17 protein-coding genes are annotated in these 16,862 nt (G+C 71.6%); 5 read left to right on the top strand and 12 right to left on the bottom strand.

Going from position 1 to position 16,862, the window contains the following annotated elements:
• Window positions 1-4 precede the first annotated feature (4 nt).
• Together RM788_RS25830 and pheA are read right to left on the bottom strand one after the other, a co-directional pair.
• Window positions 5-616, bottom strand: a complete 612-nt coding sequence (locus RM788_RS25830; RefSeq protein WP_315934345.1) for a histidine phosphatase family protein — start codon at window positions 614-616, stop codon at window positions 5-7.
• The gene (pheA, locus tag RM788_RS25825; protein WP_315934343.1) at window positions 613-1,527 is read right to left on the bottom strand and encodes a prephenate dehydratase; all 915 of its coding nucleotides are present in this window, start codon (window positions 1,525-1,527) and stop codon (window positions 613-615) included. The genes RM788_RS25830 and pheA overlap by 4 nt, the downstream gene beginning before the upstream one ends.
• A gap of 113 nt (window positions 1,528-1,640) precedes the next feature.
• Here pheA and RM788_RS25820 point away from each other — a divergent pair, with 113 nt between their 5' ends.
• Entirely contained in the window at window positions 1,641-2,237 is a 597-nt protein-coding gene (locus tag RM788_RS25820; protein WP_315934342.1) for a macro domain-containing protein, read from the top strand.
• 51 nt (window positions 2,238-2,288) lie between these two features.
• Here RM788_RS25820 and RM788_RS25815 read toward each other — a convergent pair whose 3' ends face one another.
• Window positions 2,289-2,771 carry a GNAT family N-acetyltransferase gene (locus RM788_RS25815; RefSeq protein ID WP_315934340.1) on the bottom strand — a complete coding sequence of 161 codons (483 nt, stop codon included), beginning with the start codon at window positions 2,769-2,771 and terminating at the stop codon, window positions 2,289-2,291.
• A gap of 60 nt (window positions 2,772-2,831) precedes the next feature.
• On the opposite strand from RM788_RS25815, the gene RM788_RS25810 reads away from it, so the two are divergent.
• Entirely contained in the window at window positions 2,832-3,461 is a 630-nt protein-coding gene (locus RM788_RS25810; protein WP_315934338.1) for a response regulator, read from the top strand.
• Here the strand turns inward: RM788_RS25810 and RM788_RS25805 are convergent.
• The 6 genes from RM788_RS25805 to RM788_RS25780 all read right to left on the bottom strand — a co-directional run bounded on the left by RM788_RS25805 (window position 3,458) and on the right by RM788_RS25780 (window position 11,216).
• Entirely contained in the window at window positions 3,458-3,820 is a 363-nt protein-coding gene (locus tag RM788_RS25805; RefSeq protein ID WP_315934336.1) for a helix-turn-helix domain-containing protein, read from the bottom strand. The genes RM788_RS25810 and RM788_RS25805 overlap by 4 nt on opposite strands.
• A gap of 3 nt (window positions 3,821-3,823) precedes the next feature.
• Complete coding sequence (locus RM788_RS25800; protein ID WP_315934335.1) at window positions 3,824-4,192, bottom strand: type II toxin-antitoxin system RelE/ParE family toxin; 369 nt, start codon at window positions 4,190-4,192, stop codon at window positions 3,824-3,826.
• A 92-nt stretch (window positions 4,193-4,284) separates the two neighbouring features.
• Window positions 4,285-5,415: a sensor histidine kinase gene (locus RM788_RS25795; RefSeq protein WP_399344805.1), complete on the bottom strand. Its 1,131-nt coding sequence runs from the start codon at window positions 5,413-5,415 to the stop codon at window positions 4,285-4,287.
• Window positions 5,412-8,729, bottom strand: a complete 3,318-nt coding sequence (gene cydD, locus RM788_RS25790; RefSeq protein WP_315934333.1) for a thiol reductant ABC exporter subunit CydD — start codon at window positions 8,727-8,729, stop codon at window positions 5,412-5,414. The genes RM788_RS25795 and cydD overlap by 4 nt, the downstream gene beginning before the upstream one ends.
• On the bottom strand, window positions 8,726-9,739 hold the full coding sequence (gene cydB, locus RM788_RS25785; protein WP_315934332.1) for a cytochrome d ubiquinol oxidase subunit II: 1,014 nt from the start codon (window positions 9,737-9,739) through the stop codon (window positions 8,726-8,728). Before cydB ends, cydD begins: the two co-directional genes overlap by 4 nt.
• A 13-nt stretch (window positions 9,740-9,752) precedes the next feature.
• On the bottom strand, window positions 9,753-11,216 hold the full coding sequence (locus RM788_RS25780; protein ID WP_315934331.1) for a cytochrome ubiquinol oxidase subunit I: 1,464 nt from the start codon (window positions 11,214-11,216) through the stop codon (window positions 9,753-9,755).
• 349 nt (window positions 11,217-11,565) lie between these two features.
• Between RM788_RS25780 and RM788_RS25775 the strand changes: the two genes are divergently transcribed.
• Entirely contained in the window at window positions 11,566-12,168 is a 603-nt protein-coding gene (locus tag RM788_RS25775; protein WP_315934330.1) for a TMEM165/GDT1 family protein, read from the top strand.
• A gap of 19 nt (window positions 12,169-12,187) precedes the next feature.
• On the opposite strand, the gene RM788_RS25770 is transcribed toward RM788_RS25775, so the two are convergent.
• The 3 genes from RM788_RS25770 to RM788_RS25760 are packed head-to-tail and all read right to left on the bottom strand — an operon-like array spanning window position 12,188 to window position 14,919.
• Complete coding sequence (locus RM788_RS25770; RefSeq protein WP_315934329.1) at window positions 12,188-12,829, bottom strand: IclR family transcriptional regulator; 642 nt, start codon at window positions 12,827-12,829, stop codon at window positions 12,188-12,190.
• 45 nt (window positions 12,830-12,874) lie between these two features.
• Window positions 12,875-14,056: a fumarylacetoacetate hydrolase family protein gene (locus RM788_RS25765; RefSeq protein ID WP_315934328.1), complete on the bottom strand. Its 1,182-nt coding sequence runs from the start codon at window positions 14,054-14,056 to the stop codon at window positions 12,875-12,877.
• Window positions 14,053-14,919 (bottom strand): hypothetical protein, encoded by an 867-nt coding sequence (locus RM788_RS25760; protein WP_315934327.1) that lies wholly within the window; start codon window positions 14,917-14,919, stop codon window positions 14,053-14,055. Before RM788_RS25760 ends, RM788_RS25765 begins: the two co-directional genes overlap by 4 nt.
• A 68-nt stretch (window positions 14,920-14,987) precedes the next feature.
• Here RM788_RS25760 and RM788_RS25755 point away from each other — a divergent pair, with 68 nt between their 5' ends.
• Window positions 14,988-16,166 carry a homogentisate 1,2-dioxygenase gene (locus tag RM788_RS25755; protein ID WP_315934760.1) on the top strand — a complete coding sequence of 393 codons (1,179 nt, stop codon included), beginning with the start codon at window positions 14,988-14,990 and terminating at the stop codon, window positions 16,164-16,166.
• A gap of 94 nt (window positions 16,167-16,260) precedes the next feature.
• Complete coding sequence (locus RM788_RS25750) at window positions 16,261-16,857, top strand: Uma2 family endonuclease (protein ID WP_315934325.1); 597 nt, start codon at window positions 16,261-16,263, stop codon at window positions 16,855-16,857.
• The last annotated feature ends 5 nt before the right edge of the window (window positions 16,858-16,862 follow it).

Raw genomic sequence — 16,862 nt, 5'->3', positions numbered from 1 at the left:
GGGGTCAGGCGTTCGGGATGTCGACGCCGGACCACGCGACGCAGCGCCAGCCGTCGCCGTCGGACTCCAGCACGACCCGTCCGGTGTTCGGCAGCAGGCCGCCCGCGGCCAGGTCCGACGTCACGTTCGGCGCGAGCGCCTGACCGGTCAGCCGGATCGCACCACCGTGGCTGACCAGCACGACCGTCCCCTCCGTCACGCCCTCGGTGATCGCGGCGATGGCGCCGGTGCAGCGGTCGACGACCTGGCGGCCGTTCTCGCCGCCGGGCAGCATGAGGTCGAGGTCGCCCGCCGCCCACGCCGTGGCGGTCTTCACGAACACGCCGTAGGCCTCGCGGTCGGAGCGGCCTTCGAGGTCGCCGCAGAAGATCTCCTGCACGCCTTCCACGACCTGCACGGCCATCCCGTGCCGCGCGGCGATCGGCGCGGCGGTCTGCTGCGCGCGCACGGCCGTGCTGGCGTAGACGGCCACCACGGGCTCGTCGGCCAGGGCGTCGGCGAGCAGGTTCGCCTGCTCCTGGCCGAGGTCGGTCAGGGGCGGGCCCGGCGGCAGGGAGTCGAGGGCCATCCTCAGGTTGGACGCGGTCTCGCCGTGCCGCACCAGCATCAACTTCACGCGCCTGCTCCTTCTCGTACCGCGGCCACCCAGTCGGCCGCCGCGATGAAGTCCTCGTTGCTGGCGGCGACCGGGACGCCGCTCACGGCGGGCTCGGCCTGCGGGTAGGACCCGAGGAACCGGACCTGCCTGCAGTGCCGGTGCAGCGCGGCCAGCGCGTCACCCACCCTGGGTTCGGCCACGTGGCCGAGGAGGTCGATGTAGAACCGGTACTCGCCCAGCCGCCCCTTGGTCGGGCGGGACTCGATCCGGGTCAGGCTGATCCCGCGCAGCGCCAGCTCGACGAGCAGCTCGGACAGCGCGCCGACCCGGTCGGCCGTCGTCACGAGCAGGGAGGTGCGGTCCGCGCCGGTGGGCTCGGGCAGCGGGCCGGGGCGGCGCAGCAGCAGGAACCTGGTCTTCGCGCCCGCCACGTCGGCGACCCCGGTGGCCAGTTCGCGCAGCGGGTAGTGGTTGATCGCGACCGGGGCGCTCACGGCCGCGTCGAACTCGCCGCGCTGCACCGCGAGGGCCGCGGCGGCGGTCGACGTCGTCGACACGACGGAGGCCTCCGGCAGGTGCTCGGCGAGCCAGTGCCGGACCTGGGCGAGGGCGTGCGGGTGGCTGGCGACCGTGCGGACGACGTCGGTGTCCGGTCGGACCAGGACGCTGAACCGGACGGCCAGCACGGTCTCGGCGACGGCGACCAGCGGGTCGCCTTCGGCGAGCGCGTCCATCGTCGCCGGGACGGCGCCCTCGACTGAGTTCTCCACGGGGACGCACGCGGCCTCGGTGGCGCCCTCGCGGACCGCGGCCAGCGCCTGCGGAACCGTCGCGAATGGAACGAGTTCGTCGCGTCCGCCGTGGACGAAGCCGAGGGCGGCCTGCTCGGTGAAAGTCCCTTGTGGCCCGAAATAGGCGATGCGCGACACGGGGCAACCATACGAGGGCCGCGCGGGGTGGGCGCCGTTGAGTCGAGGATCACCCTACCGGCCGGTGCCCAACCCGGTTCCGAAGTGGGTGTCGCAACTGGAATGCTTGTCCCGTGTCCCCCGATGCGGAGGGTGAGATCAACACTCCGGCAGCTCCCCAAATCGTGTTGTGCGCCGTCGACGAGCCCTTGGCCACGGCCTGGCTCTCGGTGGCGGAAGGTCGGGCGGGGATCCGGGTCCACCGGGGCTCCGTGCTCGACATCATCGCCGAGGCTGTCGTCAGCCCGGCCAACTCCTCGGGCTGGATGCGGGGTGGCATGGACGCCGTCTACGCGCGGGCCTTCCCCGACGTCGAGGCCGCCGTGCGCAGCGCGGTGCTCGCCCTGCACGGCGGCGAACTGCCCGTCGGCGAGGCGATGCTGGTGTCCACCGGCGAACCCGAGCCGCAGTGGCTGATCAGCGCCCCGACCGTGCGCCACCCCGGCGAACGCCTGCCGGAGGACACGGTGCACCCGTACCTCGCGGCACGGGCCGTCCTGCGGCTCTGGCAGGAGGGGCGGCTGGAGGACGGCAGGCCGGTGCGCGAGGTCGTGCGCACCCTGGCCATGCCCGGTCTCGGCACGGGTGTGGGCGGCGTCGCGCCGGAAACGTGCGCGCGCCAGGTCGCCGCGGCGTGGGACGAGGTGTTCAGCCCGCTGCCGAGGCGTTAGCCACAGGTTGTGCACAGCCCTGTGGACAACCATGTGGACAACTGTGCACAACTAGCGGATCGACACCCGTCTCTCCAGGTCCAGCTCGTCCGTGATGGGGATGCCGTAATCCCCGACGACCGGGATCTCGGGTTTCAGCCTGCGCGACTCGCGCACCGCGTCCGGCCGCAACGCCGCCAGCTTGAACCCGCGGCGCTGGTAGAAGCGCATCGCGTCCAGGTTGTCGTTCGTCGTGGTCAGGCGGACGCGCGTGCAGCCGAGCTCTCGCGCGCGCAGCACCACCGCGTCGACCAGGGAACTGCCGACCCCCCGGCCTCGACGGAGTGCGTCGATCGTGACGATCTCCAGCACCGGCCCGGACGTCGCGTAGGTCAGCAGACCCAGCACGCGGTCCTGCTGCTCCACGAGGAATCCGGGCAGGCTGGCGGGGAAGAACACCTCCCCGTGCGCCACCGCGGTGTGCGCGTGCTGGAGTTCGAGAACCAGACGTCCGACAACGATCCGATCGGCTTCCTCGATGGGGCGAACGACCATCCTTGAACTGTGTCAACACGAGGGCCGCTCGTGAACCGGCATTCGCCGTACGGTTGCCACGTGTCCGTGAGCGTGTTGCTGGTCGACGACCACGAGGTGGTGCGCAGGGGACTGCGCGAGATGCTCGACGACGAGGACGACATCCAGGTCGTCGCCGAGGCCGGCGGGGTGGCCGAGGCCGTCGTCCGCGCCGCTGCCTCCCGGCCGGACGTGGCTGTGGTGGACGTGCAGCTGCCCGATGGGAGCGGGGTGGAGCTGTGCAAGCGGTTGCGGGCGCTGCCCGGCGGGCCCCGGTGTCTGGTGCTGACGGCTTTCGACGACGAGGAAGCGCTGGTGGGGGCGATCATGGCCGGTGCTTCGGGGTACTTGTTGAAGCAGGTCCGGGGGCAGGACCTGGTCACGGCTGTGCGGGAGGTGGCGGCTGGGAGGTCGTTGCTGGATCCGGTGACCACGGCTCGGGTGCTGGAGCGGATGCGGCGGCCGGTCGAGGTGGACGAGCTGGCCGGGATGACGGATCAGGAGCGGCGGGTGTTGGAGTTGATCGGGGAGGGGATGACGAACCGGCAGATCGCCGAGCGGTTGTTCGTGGCGGAGAAGACGGTGAAGAACTACGTGACGGCTGTGTTGGCGAAGTTGGGGATGGAGCGGCGGACGCAGGCGGCGGCTTGGGTGGCGCGGCGGTCGCGTTAGACGCGGACATCATCCCGGTCGACCTCGCTGGTCGACACGGTGACCTCGTGGTCGTCGAAATCGGCGACGATCTTGAGCTTGCCGCCCAGAGCGGCGACGTAGCGGCTCACCGTGTCGACCTCCATCTGCCCTACGTCCCCCTTCTCCAGTTGGCTCACCCGTGGTTGGCTCACCCCCATGCGCACCGCCAGTTCGGTCTGCGTCAAACCTGCCTGTTCCCGGAGCAGCGCCAAGCGGAAGCCCACGATGTAGGCCTCGGTCCGCGCACGGGCATCAGACCGGACCGCTTCCACGTCACGCCCGGCCTCGACGTCCAGCCGCTCCTTCTCCGCCTTGACCTCACGCCATGAACGTGCCATCCCTCAGCTCTCCTTCACGGTCGCGATCAGGTGTTCCGCGTAGCGGTGGTCGGCGATCGGGACATTGGTCGGGTACCAGTCCCGCCACTGCCCTGACTTGTCGCCCGCGACCAGCAGGATCGCCTTGCGAGCCGGATCGAAGGCGAAGAGGATCCGCACCTCGCTGGACCCGGCGGACCCTGGCCGCAACTCCTTCATGTTGTGGAAGCGCGAACCGTGGATCCGATCCACAAGTGGCCGACCAAGTCGAGGTCCTTCTTGAGCCAAGTGGTCGATAGCTGCCTCCACCAGGTCCGCACAGCCGCGGTCCGCGATGCACAAAGCTTCGAACCACTGGGCCACGTCGTTGTGCAGTTCGACTTCCCAATCCACATCCGGACCATAACCCTACTCTTATAACCGCAGGGTGAACAGGCCGAAATACCACTCAGCCGAGTGCGCTCACGACCGCCGTTGACCGCCGGTCACAGCGGTACCTGCCAGGTGATCGTCGTACCCGTCCTCGGTGACGACGTGACCTCGCTGCTCCCGCCCGCCGCGATGGCGCGTTCCTCCAGGTGCCGCAGCCCGCGTCGGGCGACGTCGCGGGGGATGCCGCAGCCGTCGTCGGTGACGCGGAGGAGCAGGCGGTGGGGTTCGCGGTGCAGGTCCACCCGCACCGAATGGGCGCCGGAGTGGCGGACGACGTTGGAGAGGGCTTCGCGGAGGGCGGCGCGGAGGTGGTCGGCGAGGTTCGCGGGGACATCGGTGGGGTCGCCTTCGACGTCCAGGACCGGGGCGAAGCCGAGGAGTTCGCCTGCGATGCGGGTTTCGGCGCGGACCGAGTCGACGAGGTCGCGGTGGGCGGATTTGCCGGGGTCGGCGCTGCGGAGGGCGCGGACGGTGGCTCTGACCTCGGCGATCGTTTCGTCCAACTGGTCGACGGCTTCGGTGAGGCGGGTGGTTTCGCGGGCGTCCAGCTGCTTTCCGAGTCTTCTGCCGAGCAGGTCGAGTTGGACGCCGGTGGCGTACAGGCGCTGGATGATGACGTCGTGCAGGTCGCGGGCGATGCGTTCGCGTTCCTGGTAGACGGCGACCCGCCTGCGGGCGGTCGCGCCCTCGGCTAGGACGACCGCCAGGCCGGCCTGGGCGGCGAAGGCGGCCAGCAGGTCGACGGTTTCCGGTTCGAACGGTGGTTCGCCGCGGCGGCGGTAGACGGCGAGGGCGCCGATCTTGCGTTCGCGGGTGCCGAAGGGGGCGACGGCGAACGGGCCGTAGCCGCGCAGGGCCTTGGGGACGAACGGGGCTGTGCGGGGGTCGGTCGTGACGTCGGCGGTGACCACGGGCACGCCGCCGCGGGCGGCTCTGGCCGCGGCGGAGCGAGCGGACAGGACGGAGCCGACCGGGTCGCCGTCGAAGCCGAAGCCGTAGGAGGCCTCGACGACCAGCCGTCCGTCTTCGGCGGTGAGCATCGCGAGTCCGAGGTCGGCTTCGGCGAGGGCCGCGGCGGACCGGACGACGAGCGGGAGCACGGCGTCGGGGTCGTCGCCCGCGAGCGCGGCCGACGTGATCTCGGTCGACGCGGCGAGCACCTGGCTGGGGTCCACGACGCTCAACGGTAGGCCCGTTCCCGCACGTGGCCGTCGGCGACGTCGAGCACCAGGTCCGCGCCCTCGGTCTCCTCCGGCCGGTGGGTGATGTGGACGACGGTGCGGCCGCGCAGCGCGACGGCGAGCCGGTCGAGCAGCGCCCGCGCGGTCGGCGGGTCGAGGTGCGCGGTCGGTTCGTCGAGCAGCACCAGGTCGGCGTCGTGGAGCAGGGCCCTGGCCAGTGCGACCCGTTGCGCCTCGCCACCGGACAGCAGGCCGTTGCCGATCGCCGTGTCGAGCCGGTCGGCCCACTCCGGCAGTCCGGCCAGCCGCAGCGCGTCGCGCAGCCGGTCGTCGTCGGCGTGCGGGTCGGCCATCCGCAGGTTCTCGCGGACGGTCGTGGCCACGAGCTGCGGTTCCTGCGGGCACCACGCCACGCGGTGCGGCGCCTGGACCGGCGTCAGGAACCCGAGCAGCGCCGCGAACAACGTCGACTTGCCCGCGCCGGACGGTCCGACGACGGCGGTCCAGCCGACCGGCAGGTCCAGGTCGACGTCCTTGAGCACGGGTTCCGCACCGGGCCAGCCGAGGTCGGCGGCGCGCAGTCGCACCGGCGCGTCGGGGCCGCGTTCCGCCTGGTCGTCGCTGTCGATCACCTCGGTCAGCCGCTGGTGCGCTTCGCGCAGGGCGGCGCGTTGCTGCGCGGCCTGCGGCAGCCCGCCGAGCGCCTCGGCCAGCGCGAGCGGCACCAGTCCGAGGACCGGGACCAGCAGCGGGTCGACGTGGCCGAGCGCGAGCGCCGTGCAGACAAGTGAGGCGAGACCGGTGGTCAACTGGAGCACGGCCGTGGCCGCACCGGCGCCGAGCGCCTGCCTGCGGGCCTGCCGGACGAGTTCGGCGTCGCGTTCGGCCACGTCGGCGCGCTTGCGCTCGTGCGCGCCGAACGAGATGAGGTCCGGGGCCGCGTCGAGCAGCGTGAACACCTCGGCGCCGAGTTCACGACGGCCGCGGGCGAGGACGGTGCTGGCCCGGCGTTCGACCGCGACCGCCACGGCGGGGGCGGCCAGGCCGCCGACCAGCAGCGCGACCGCCAACGCCAGCCCGGCCGCCGGGAGGATGAGGGTGAACAGCAGCACCGCGCCCGCGCCGACGCCCGCCGCGACGATCGGGGGCAGCAGCACGCGGGGCACCAGGTCGCGGACGGTGTCGGTGTCGTCGACCAGCCGTTGGAGGGTGTCGCGGCGCAGCCTGGCGGGGCCGAGGCGCACCAGCGCTTCCCACAGGCGGACCCGCAGGTCGCCCGCGAGCCGGAACGCGGCTTCGTGCGACACGAGCCGTTCCAGGTAGCGCAGCACGCCCTTGGCCAGGGCGAACGTCCGCACGCCGACCACGAGCACGGACAGCGTCAGGATCGGCGGCTGTTCGGCGGCGCGGGCGATGAGGTAAGCCGCCAGCGCGCTGAGCGCCACACCGCTGCCGAGCGCCGCGATGCCGAGCGCGGCTCCGGCCAGGGCCCGACCGGTGAGCAGCCGTCCGGGCTTCCTCGTGGTGGCGCTGTCCCGGTGGTCGGTGCGGATCCGGTTGACGGGTGCCGGTTCGTCGACGGCTTCCGCCAGCCGGTGCGTGGCGAGGACGACGGCGACGCCGGTCGCGGCTGCCCGGTGGACGGCGGCCATGACCAGCGCCGCGGTCGGCGGGTCGAGGTGCGCGGTCGGCTCGTCGAGCAGCAGCACCCGCGCACCCGCCCGGACCTTCAGCAGCGCCCGCGCCACGGCCACGCGCTGGCGCTCGCCTGTGGACAGGTCGTTAACGCGCCGGTCATAAAGGTGTTCGGCCGCGACCTCCGCGAGTTCCCCCCGTTCCGGCCTGCGACCGAGGACGAGTTCCAGCTCCTCGACGACCGTCGCCCCCGCGAACGCGGGCCGCTGCGGCACCCAGGAGACGATTCGGCGCCAAGTCGACAAATCCACAGTGGACAGGTCGTTCCCGCAGACCAGCACCTCCCCCGCGTCCGGTCGCACGAAGCCGAGCAGCACCGCGATCGTCGTCGACTTGCCCGCCCCGCTCGGTGCGTCGAGCCGGTGGACCTCCCCCGCGCGCACCGTGAAGCTCACACCGTCCGGAGCGTCCTGCTCACGCCGATGCACGTGCAGATCGCGCACGTCAAGCAGGGTGTCACCCGTTCGGACGTGAGTTGTCCACAGGTTCTGTAGTTGTCCACAGGCAAGATCGACAACCCCTTCCCGACCGGGTGAAGGCGGTACGCTGGAGCAGGGACGCCCCCCAGGGTCGGGTGGGGGCTGCGTTGGGGTCGGTGCGGTGTTTGCGCTGGTTGGAGCGGTGGTCGTTTCGGCGGAAGCCGCGCCTGCACTGGTCAGAGTTGTGTCCGCACCAGCCGAAGCGACATCCGGCACGCCCCCCGCACCCGTCAGCACGTCGTTGACGCGGCGGACGGCTTCGAGGCCGTCTTCGCTGGCGTGGTGGGCGGCGCCGGCGGCGCGCAGCGGCAGGTAGCACTCGGGGGCGAGGATCAGGACCACGAGTGCCGTGACGAGGGTCAGGTCGCCGGAGACGAGGCGCAGGCCGATGCCGACCGCGATCAGGGCGACCGACAGCGAGGCGGCGATCTCCAGCACAAGCGCGGACAGGAACGCGACGCGCAACGTGCCCATGGTGGCTCTGCGGTGCCGGTCGCCGATCTGCCGGACGGCGGTCGCCTGCGCCTCGGCGCGGCGGAACGCGGTGAGCACCGGCAGGGCGCGGACGAGTTCGAGCAGGTGGCCGGAGAGGCGTTCGGTGGTGTCGGCGGCGGCGGTGACCTGCCGCTGGGTGAACAGGCCGATGAGGATGGCGAACACCGGGATCAGTGGGATGGTCAGCGCGATCAGCACGGCCGACGTGGGGTCGGTGACCAGGATCCAGGCGCCGACCAGCGGTGGGACGACGGCGGTCGTGACCAGCGCGGGCAGGTAGCGGGTGAAGTAGGCGTCGAGCGCGTCCAGGCCCTTGGTGGCGAGGACGGCCAGTTCCGCCGGGCCGCGGCCCGCGATCCACGCGGGGCCCAGTGCGAGTGAGCGGTCCAGCAGCGCGGCCCGCAGTTCCTCCTTCGCGCCGGCGGCGGCGCGGGCGGCGACGGATTCCGTCGCCCAGGCCAGCCCGGCCCGTGCGACGACGGCCCCGGCCAGCACCGCCCACGACGAGCCGCCGGTCAGCGCTGTGGCGAGCGCGACCGCCTGCACGACGGTCGCGGCGGCGGTCAGCGCGGCGAGGCAGGCGCACCAGGCGAGTGCCCAGCGGGCCGAGCGGGACAGCGCGGGCAGCGCGCCGAGCGGGCCCTTCACGACGACGGGACGTGGACCGGCGGGATGTGCCGGGTGCCGATGCGCTTGCGGAACACCCAGTAGGTCCACGCCTGGTAGACGAGCACCGCCGGGGTGCCGAACGCGGCGACCCAGGTCATCACCGTGAGCGTGTACGGGCTGGACGCGGTGTCTGCGATGGTCAGCGAGTTCGCCGGGTCCAGGGTCGACGGCAGCACGTTGGGGTAGAGGGCGCCGAACAGCGCGACCACGACCCCGACGACGGCGACGGCCATCAGCGCGAACGCCTGGCCCTCGCGGCCGAGGTACAGCCTGGCCATCGCGCCGAGCGCCGCCAAGGCCACCACGATCGACGCCGCCCACGTCCACACCGAGCCCGAGTGGAGTTGCACGACGAGCAGCAGCACGACCAGCGGCAGCAGTGCGATGGGGGCGACGCGCAACGCGAGCGCGCGGGCCCGGAGCCGGATGTCGCCCTCGGTCTTGAGCGCGATGAACACCGCGCCGTGCACGAGCGCGTACCCCGCGACGGCGAGCGCGCCCAGCACCGTGTCCCAGCGGATCGAGGCGAACGGCGAGCCGACGCGGTCCCCGTTGGCGTCGATCGGCAGGCCGAGCACGCTGGACGTGAGCAGCAGGCCGACCGACAGCGGGGCGATCCACGAGCCGACGATGATCACCTTGTCCCAGCGCGACCGCCACCGGGCCGAGTCGACCTTGCCGCGGTACTCGAACGCGACGCCGCGGCCGATCAGCCCGACCAGGAAGACCAGCAGCGGCAGGTAGACCGTGCTGAACAGGGAGGCGTACCAGCCGGGGAAGGCGGCGAACGTAGCCGCGCCCGCGACGATCAGCCACACCTCGTTGCCGTCCCAGACCGGGCCGATGGTGTTGATCAGGACGCGGCGTTCGGTCTCGTCGCGGCCGAGCACCGGCAGCAGCATGCCGACGCCGAAGTCGAAGCCCTCCAGGAAGAGGTAGCCCAGCCACAGCAGGGCGATCACGCAGAACCAGACGGTTGCGAGGTCCACGGCCGTTCTCCTCTCAGTACGCGAAGGTGAGCGCGTCGTCGGATTCGGCGGGTTTCGGCGGCGGTACCACGCCCGCCACCCCCGCCCGGATGTAGCGGCGGAGCAGGAAGACCTCGACGCAGGCCAGCAGGCCGTAGACAGCGGTGAGCACGATCAGCGACGTGAGGACCTCCCCGACCGTGGACGACGAGACCGCTTGCGCGGTGAACATCCACACACCGTCCACTCCGGACGGGTTGGGCACGACGACGAAGGGCTGGCGGCCCATCTCGGTGAAGATCCAGCCGAAGCTGTTGGCCAGGAACGGGGTCGCGATGCTCGCCAGCGCCGCGAGCGGGAACCACCGGCCGCGCGGGACCCGGCCGCGCCGGGTGAGCCAGAGCGCGGCCAGCCCGACGGCCGCGGCGATCGCGCCGAACCCGATCATCAGGCGGAAGCCCCAGTAGGTCACCGGCAGCACGGGCACGTAGTCGATCGGCTTGCCGGACAGCTCGCCGAGCCGGTCGTCGACCGGGTAGTTGGTGCCGTACTTCTCCTGGTACATCGGCACCAGCTCGTCGAGGCCCTTCACCTCGCTGGTGAAGTCGTTGTGCGCCAGGAAGGACAGCAGCGCGGGCACGGTGACGCTCTTGACGCTCTCGCAGTCCGCGCGGGTGACGTCGCCGATCGCGAACACCGAGAAGCTGGCGGGTTCCTCGGTGTGGCACAGCGCTTCGGCGGCCGCCATCTTCATCGGCTGCTGCTCGAACATCAGCTTGCCCTGGAAGTCGCCGGTGATCGCGACGCCCGCGAACGCCACCACGCCGACCCAGGTGCCGAGCTTCAGCGACGAGCGCCACACGGGTTCCTCGTCCGTGCGCTTCCACAGGTGCCAGGCGCCGATGCCGACGAGGAACGTCGCGGCGACGGCGAACGCGCCGAAGACCGTGTGCGGGAAGGCGGCGAGGACGGTGTTGTTGCCCAGGACGGCCCAGATCGAGGTGAGCCGGGCGCGGCCGTCGACGAGTTCGATGCCGACCGGGTGCTGCATCCACGAGTTGGCGGCCAGGATGAAGTAGGCCGACGCGATGGTGGCGAGCGAGAACGCCCACGCGCAGGCGAGGTGGACCTTCTTGGACAGCCGGTCCCACCCGAAGATCCACAGGCCGAGGAAGGTCGACTCGACGAAGAACGCGACCAGGCCCTCCATCGCGAGCGGCGCGCCGAAGACGTCGCCGACGAAGCGGGAGTAGGCGCTCCAGGTCATGCCGAACTGGAACTCCTGGACGATGCCGGTCACCACGCCCATGGCGAAGTTGATCAGCAGCAGCTTGCCCCAGAACTTGGTCATGGCGTAGTACCGCCGGTCCCCGGTGCGCACCCACGCGGTCTGCATGCAGGCGACGAGCAGGGACAGGCCGATCGTCAGGGGCACCATGAGGAAGTGGTAGACGGTGGTGATGCCGAACTGCCACCGCGCGAGATCCAGTACGTCCACGGTTCGACGGTAGGTCCGGGACACTGGTCCTGATCAGGTGCGACGGTCCCCCGTACGGGTAGGACCTAGGTCCCGGTGCGACCGGGACCATGCCGGTCGGCAGCGCGCCGGGGACGGGCGCCCTGTAGCATCCGTGGTGCCAGAGGGGAGTAGTTCCCGCTGCCACCAGCGCCAGTCAACGGCTGTGGCGCGGCGAGGTGATCGACATACTGATCCGCCAGTCGTGGGATCCGGTCCCTCACCCACCTTGTGTGGGCGAACGAGACCTCCGGCCGGGTAGTGCAACATGCCCGGTCGGGGTCTGTTGCGCCTCCGTCCGGGCTTCATCGGACGTGGAGGCTCGCCACCAATGGCATCGTGGTTCCTGGCACTGGTCACCGCTTTCGGGCTGGTGTTCCTGCTCGAACTCCCCGACAAGACGACGGCGTTGACCCTGGTGCTGACCACCAGGTTCCGCCCCATGCCGGTGCTGGCGGGCGCCGCTGTCGCGTTCGCCTTCCAGGCCGTCATCGCCGTGGCGCTGGGCAGCGCCATCGCCCTGCTGCCGAACCGGCTGGTCGCGGGCGCGGTGTTCCTGATCTTCGGGATCGGCGCGTTCCTGCTGTTCCGGGAGGGCTTCGCCAACGACGACACCGACGAGGCCGACGGGTCGGGCGCGGGCAAGCAGCCCGCCACGTTCCGCCGGGCCGCGCTGACGTCGTTCGGCACGCTGTTCGCCGCCGAGTTCGGCGACGCCTCGCAGCTCGCCGCCGTGGGTGTGGCCGCGCGCTTCGCCCAGCCGACCGCGGTCGTGCTCGGCGCGTTCCTCGCGCTGATGGCCGTCTCGGCGCTGGCCGTGTTCATCGGCGGCAAGCTCAGCCGCCGAGTGCCCGCGCACCTGATCAACCGCGGCGCGGGGTTCGTGTTCTCCGCGTTCGCGCTGATCGCGCTGTGGCAGGCGGTGTTCGGCTGAGCCGTCGAGGTGGGGCCGGCTACTTGAGGGCGGCTGCGACGTCCTGCGCGGCCCGCACGACCTGGGGCCCGATGGACTCGCCGTCGAGCCTTTCCAGCGCCACCACGCCCACGCTGGCCCGCAGGCCGGGCACGCCGCGCACCGGTGACGCCACGCCGTAGGCGCCCGGCTGGAGTTCACCGGTCGACTGCACCCACTGCCGGACGTCCGCGGGCAGCCCGATGGCCTTGCCCGCAGCGCCGCGGTGCACCGGGTGCCTGCTCCCGACCCGGTAAGCCACGTGGAAGGCCGTCCAGGACGGTTCCACGACGGCGACCGCCTGGGCCTCGCTGCCGTCCGCCACGGTCAGGTGGGCGGTGGCGCCGACCTGGTCGGCCAGTTCCCGCAGCGCGGGCTGGGCGGCCTGCCGCAGCTGCGGCAGCACGTTCGCCGCCAGCCGCAGCACGCCCAGCCCGAGCCGCACCTTGGAACCCTCGCGCCGCACCAGCCCCCTGGACTGCAACGGCACCAGCAGCCGGTAGACCGCCGCCCGGCTGGCGCCGATGGCGGCCGCCAGCTCGCTGATGCTCGGCGCGTCGGTCTCCGCGTCCGCGACGGCCTGGAGCAGGGCGAGACCCCGTTCCAGGGTCAGCGAGCTCTCCTTGGAGGGCGTCACGGGCACGGGGGCGCGTCCGCGCGGGTCCGACTGCGGTCTGACCAAGGTCTTCTACTTCCCGTCGGCGGGCTCGATCGTGCCGACGACCTCGGCGAGGCCGACCAGCGAGCCCTCCTCGCCGGGGGCGGTGGCGGTGATGCGCACCGTGTCGCCGTCCTCGAGGAAGGTCCGCTCCGTGCCGTCGGACAGGGCGACCGGCTGCTCGCCGCCCCAGCTCAGTTCGAGGAACGAGCCGCGTTCGTCGCGTTCCGCCCCGGAGACCGTGCCGGACGCGATGAGGTCTCCCGGTCGCACCGTAGCGCCGTTGACCGAAAGGTGCGCGAGCTGCTGCGCGAACGTCCACGACTGCTCGCGGAACGGCGGCCGCGAGACGACCGTGCCGTTCCACTCGACCTCGATGCTCAGGTCGAGCCCCCACGGCTGGTCCTCGACGAGGTAGTCGTGCAGCGGGTTCGGCAGCGGCGGCGGGGTCACCCGAGCCACCGCGAACGCCTCCAGCGGGGTGACCCACGCGGAGATCGAGGTGGCGAACGACTTGCCGAGGAACGGGCCGAGCGGCTGGTACTCCCACGCCTGGATGTCGCGGGCGGACCAGTCGTTGAGCAGCACGACGCCGAACACGTGCTCGGCGGCGCGAGAGGTGGACAGCCGGGAGGCGACCGGTCCCCCGCACACGAAGCCGACCTCGGCCTCGATGTCGAGCCGCCGGGAGGGCCCGAACTCCGGGTTCGGGTGGCCGCGGCGCTGGCCGTGCGGGCGGACCACGTCGGTGCCGGACACGACGACCGTGCCCGCGCGGCCGTGGTAGCCGATCGGCAGGTGCGTCCAGTTCGGCGGCAGCGCCGGGGAGTCCGGCCGGAAGATCCTGCCGACGTTCTCCGCGTGGTGGCGCGAGGAGTAGAAGTCCACGTAGTCCGCGACCGTGAACGGCAGGACCGCGCCGGTCAGCGGCACCAGTCCGGCGCCGCGCGGGGCGGCCGTGGCCGCGACCAGCTCGACGACGCGGGCCCGCAGCTCGCTCCACGCGGGCCGCCCGGCCGCCAATAGCGGGTCGAGCGTGTCCGCGGAGACCAGGCCCGCCAGCCGCTCGCCGAGGTACCCGGCGAGCGGCCGCAGCGGCAGAGCCCGATCGCCGACGCGCACGGCGACGCCCGCGTCGACCACGCCGTAGGGCAGCGTCTGCGGCCCGAACGGCTCATCGCGGTCGAAACCGGGGGCGTCGACCCAGCTCACAGCAGACCCAGGTCGTCGAGGTCCTTGATCGGGTCGGCCAGCGAGCACGACCCGTAGGAGGCGAAGACGCCGCGGACGGCGTGCGCCGCCGGGTCGGTCAGCTCGTTGGCCTCGGCCGAGAGCGCCTGGCCGTCGGTGCTGCCCAGCGCTTCCCGGACGTCCCCGCCCGACAGCGAGCGCGCGGTGGCGACCAGCAGGTTCAGGAACCCGTGGTGGGTGAAGCCGGTGGCCTCGTCGGTCTGCCGGACGGCGTGGTGCAGTCCCGCGGTGGCCTTGAACGCGACCCCGCTGTGGCTGACCACCGCGAGGAAGTCCGCGACCTCGTCGACGCTCGGGAAGTTCTCCTTGCTGACGCCGCCGCAGCGCAGCTTGGGCCAGCTCCCGTGCTCGATGACGCGGCGCACGCCGTCGAGCCACTCGGCGCCGCCGCGCCTCGGCTCGACCACGCGGATCACGTCCTCGGGCACGAACTCCGAGACGCGTTCGAGCCACTGCTCGTCCACGTCGGACGGGGCGGGCATCTCGACCATCCGCAGCGCGAGGAGCTCACTGCGGGACTCGACGATCGACACGGCCTTGGGAACACCGCCGAGGCCGGTGTCGATGACCAGGGAGAGGGCGATGGGTTTGACCGGCTTGACCTTGATCAACTCGGTGATCAGCTCAGCCAGGCGTGACGCTGGACACAGGAACAGACCCATGGCGCCGGCCCATTCGCTGACACGCGCGTCGAGGTGCCCGCGCACCGCGTCGGGCATGGACGCGCTGCCCGGCGGGAACAGGGCGGCATCGTCGACAAGCCTTGCCAGCAGGGGCGGAGTACCGCGTGGACCTGGCGCACGGAGTTCGAAGGCGCTTGACACGGCTGACACGCTAGTGGCGTATCGGCCAATGAACAAAGATGTCCGACTATCGAACGCCCGGAGTGATCATGGCGTACTACCGCCAAGTCGGTGAGATCCCCCGAAAGCGCCACACCCAGTTCCGCGATCCGGACGGTGGGCTGTACGCCGAGGAGCTCATGGGAGTGGAGGGCTTCTCGGCCGACTCCGCGCTCCTCTACCACCGGTTCCTGCCCACCGCGATCGTGGACGCGCAGACCGTCGAGGACACCCGCGGGACCACCACGCCGAACCTGCCGCTCAAGCCGCGCCACTTCAAGACGCCCGCGCTGAGCTGGCCGGACGGCGGCGTGGACGCGGTCACCGGCCGCCGCACGCTGTTCGGCAACGCCGACGTGACGATCGGGTTCGTGGTCGCCGACGCGCCGAGCCCGCTCTACCGCAACGCCGCGGGCGACGAGCTGCTCTACGTCCGCCAGGGCAGCGGGACCGTCGAGACGATCTACGGCGCGATCACCGTGGGCGACGGCGACTACGTCGTGATCCCCACTTCGTGCACCTACCGGGTAGTACCCGATCAGGCGATGGACATCCTCGTCCTGGAGGCCACCGGCCACATCGGGCCGCCGAAGCGGTACCTGTCCGCGAAGGGGCAGTTCCTGGAGCACTCGCCGTTCTGCGAGCGCGACCTGCGCGGCCCGACGGCGCCGCTGCTGGTCGACGGCGAGGACGTCGACGTGCTCGTGCGGCACCGCGCCGGGCTGACCAGGTTCACCTACGCCAACCACCCGTTCGACGTGGTCGGCTGGGACGGGTGCCTGTACCCGTGGGCGTTCAACATCCGCGACTTCGAGCCGATCACCGGGCGCGTGCACCAGCCGCCGCCGGTGCACCAGACGTTCGAGGGGCCGAACTTCGTGGTCTGCTCGTTCTGCCCGCGCAAGGTCGACTACCACCCGCTCGCGGTGCCGGTGCCCTACAACCACGCGAACGTGGACTCCGACGAGCTGATGTTCTACGTCGGCGGGAACTACGAGGCGCGCAAGGGTTCCGGCATCGGCATCGGGTCGCTCTCGCTGCACCCGTCGGGCTGCACCCACGGCCCGCAGCCCGGCGCCGTGGAGGCGTCGCTGGGCGTCGAGTACTTCGACGAGACGGCCGTCATGGTCGACACGTTCCGCCCGCTGGAACTGGGCGAGGCGGCGCTGGCGACGGAGGACCCGAAGTACGCGTGGTCGTGGGCTCGTAGGGGTCCTGACCTGGAGTGATGCAGGCCAGGGGCGGGACTGGGCCGTGCACTAGAATCGGGCGGTGAAGACGATCAACCCGCCTACGCGGGAACGTCAGAGGGAGGCGAATCCGATGGCCGCGCCCGAGTACGAGCCGTTCGACCCACTGGTCGAACTCGCAGGCATGTGGTCGACCGAGGTCGCCGAGCACTACCTCCCCATCCCCGGCTTCAACGTCGGCAAGTACGAGTGTCTGGACGGAAACCTGATCATGAGCCCGTACGAGTCCAGCACCAACTCGTACGCGGCTTACCAGCTCCAGAAGCGCTTGGACGCTCCCGCGGTCGCGACCAAGCACCGGGTCTACGGAACGGTCAACGTCGCTTTCCAGAGCACTCGCTGGATCCAGCCGGACGTGACCGTCCTGAACCAGCCCGCGGCCGGCTTGGTGTGGGTGCCTCCGCACTACGTGACCATGGTGGTCGAGTTCGTCTCCCCGTCGAGCCGCAAACGGGACCGGATCGACAAGCCGCTGCTGTGCGCCGAAGCGGGCATCCCCTACTTCATGGAGGTCGAGGTCTCGGCGCAGCGCAAGACGGCGACCGTCCGCCTGCTCAAGCTGGGCGTGGCCGACTACGAGGAACTCGCGTCCGCGATCGCCGGGCACCTCTTTGAGACGTCGCTGCCGTTCCCGATCTCGTTCGACCCGAAGGACCTCTTGGACATCTGACCTGC

The sequence above is a fragment of the Umezawaea sp. Da 62-37 genome, assembly GCF_032460545.1.
Lineage (GTDB): Bacteria > Actinomycetota > Actinomycetes > Mycobacteriales > Pseudonocardiaceae > Umezawaea.
This window is presented reverse-complemented; position numbering and strand designations above follow the sequence as displayed.

Bases quoted from the DNA above. Each gene is read 5' to 3' on its own strand.
- RM788_RS25775 (WP_315934330.1), top strand. From the start codon at position 11,566: ATGGCATCGTGGTTCCTGGCACTGGTCACCGCTTTCGGGCTGGTGTTC.
- RM788_RS25750 (WP_315934325.1), top strand. From the start codon at position 16,261: ATGGCCGCGCCCGAGTACGAGCCGTTCGACCCACTGGTCGAACTCGCA.
- RM788_RS25805 (WP_315934336.1), bottom strand. From the start codon at position 3,820: ATGGCACGTTCATGGCGTGAGGTCAAGGCGGAGAAGGAGCGGCTGGAC.
- RM788_RS25815 (WP_315934340.1), bottom strand. From the start codon at position 2,771: ATGGTCGTTCGCCCCATCGAGGAAGCCGATCGGATCGTTGTCGGACGT.
- RM788_RS25755 (WP_315934760.1), top strand. From the start codon at position 14,988: ATGGCGTACTACCGCCAAGTCGGTGAGATCCCCCGAAAGCGCCACACC.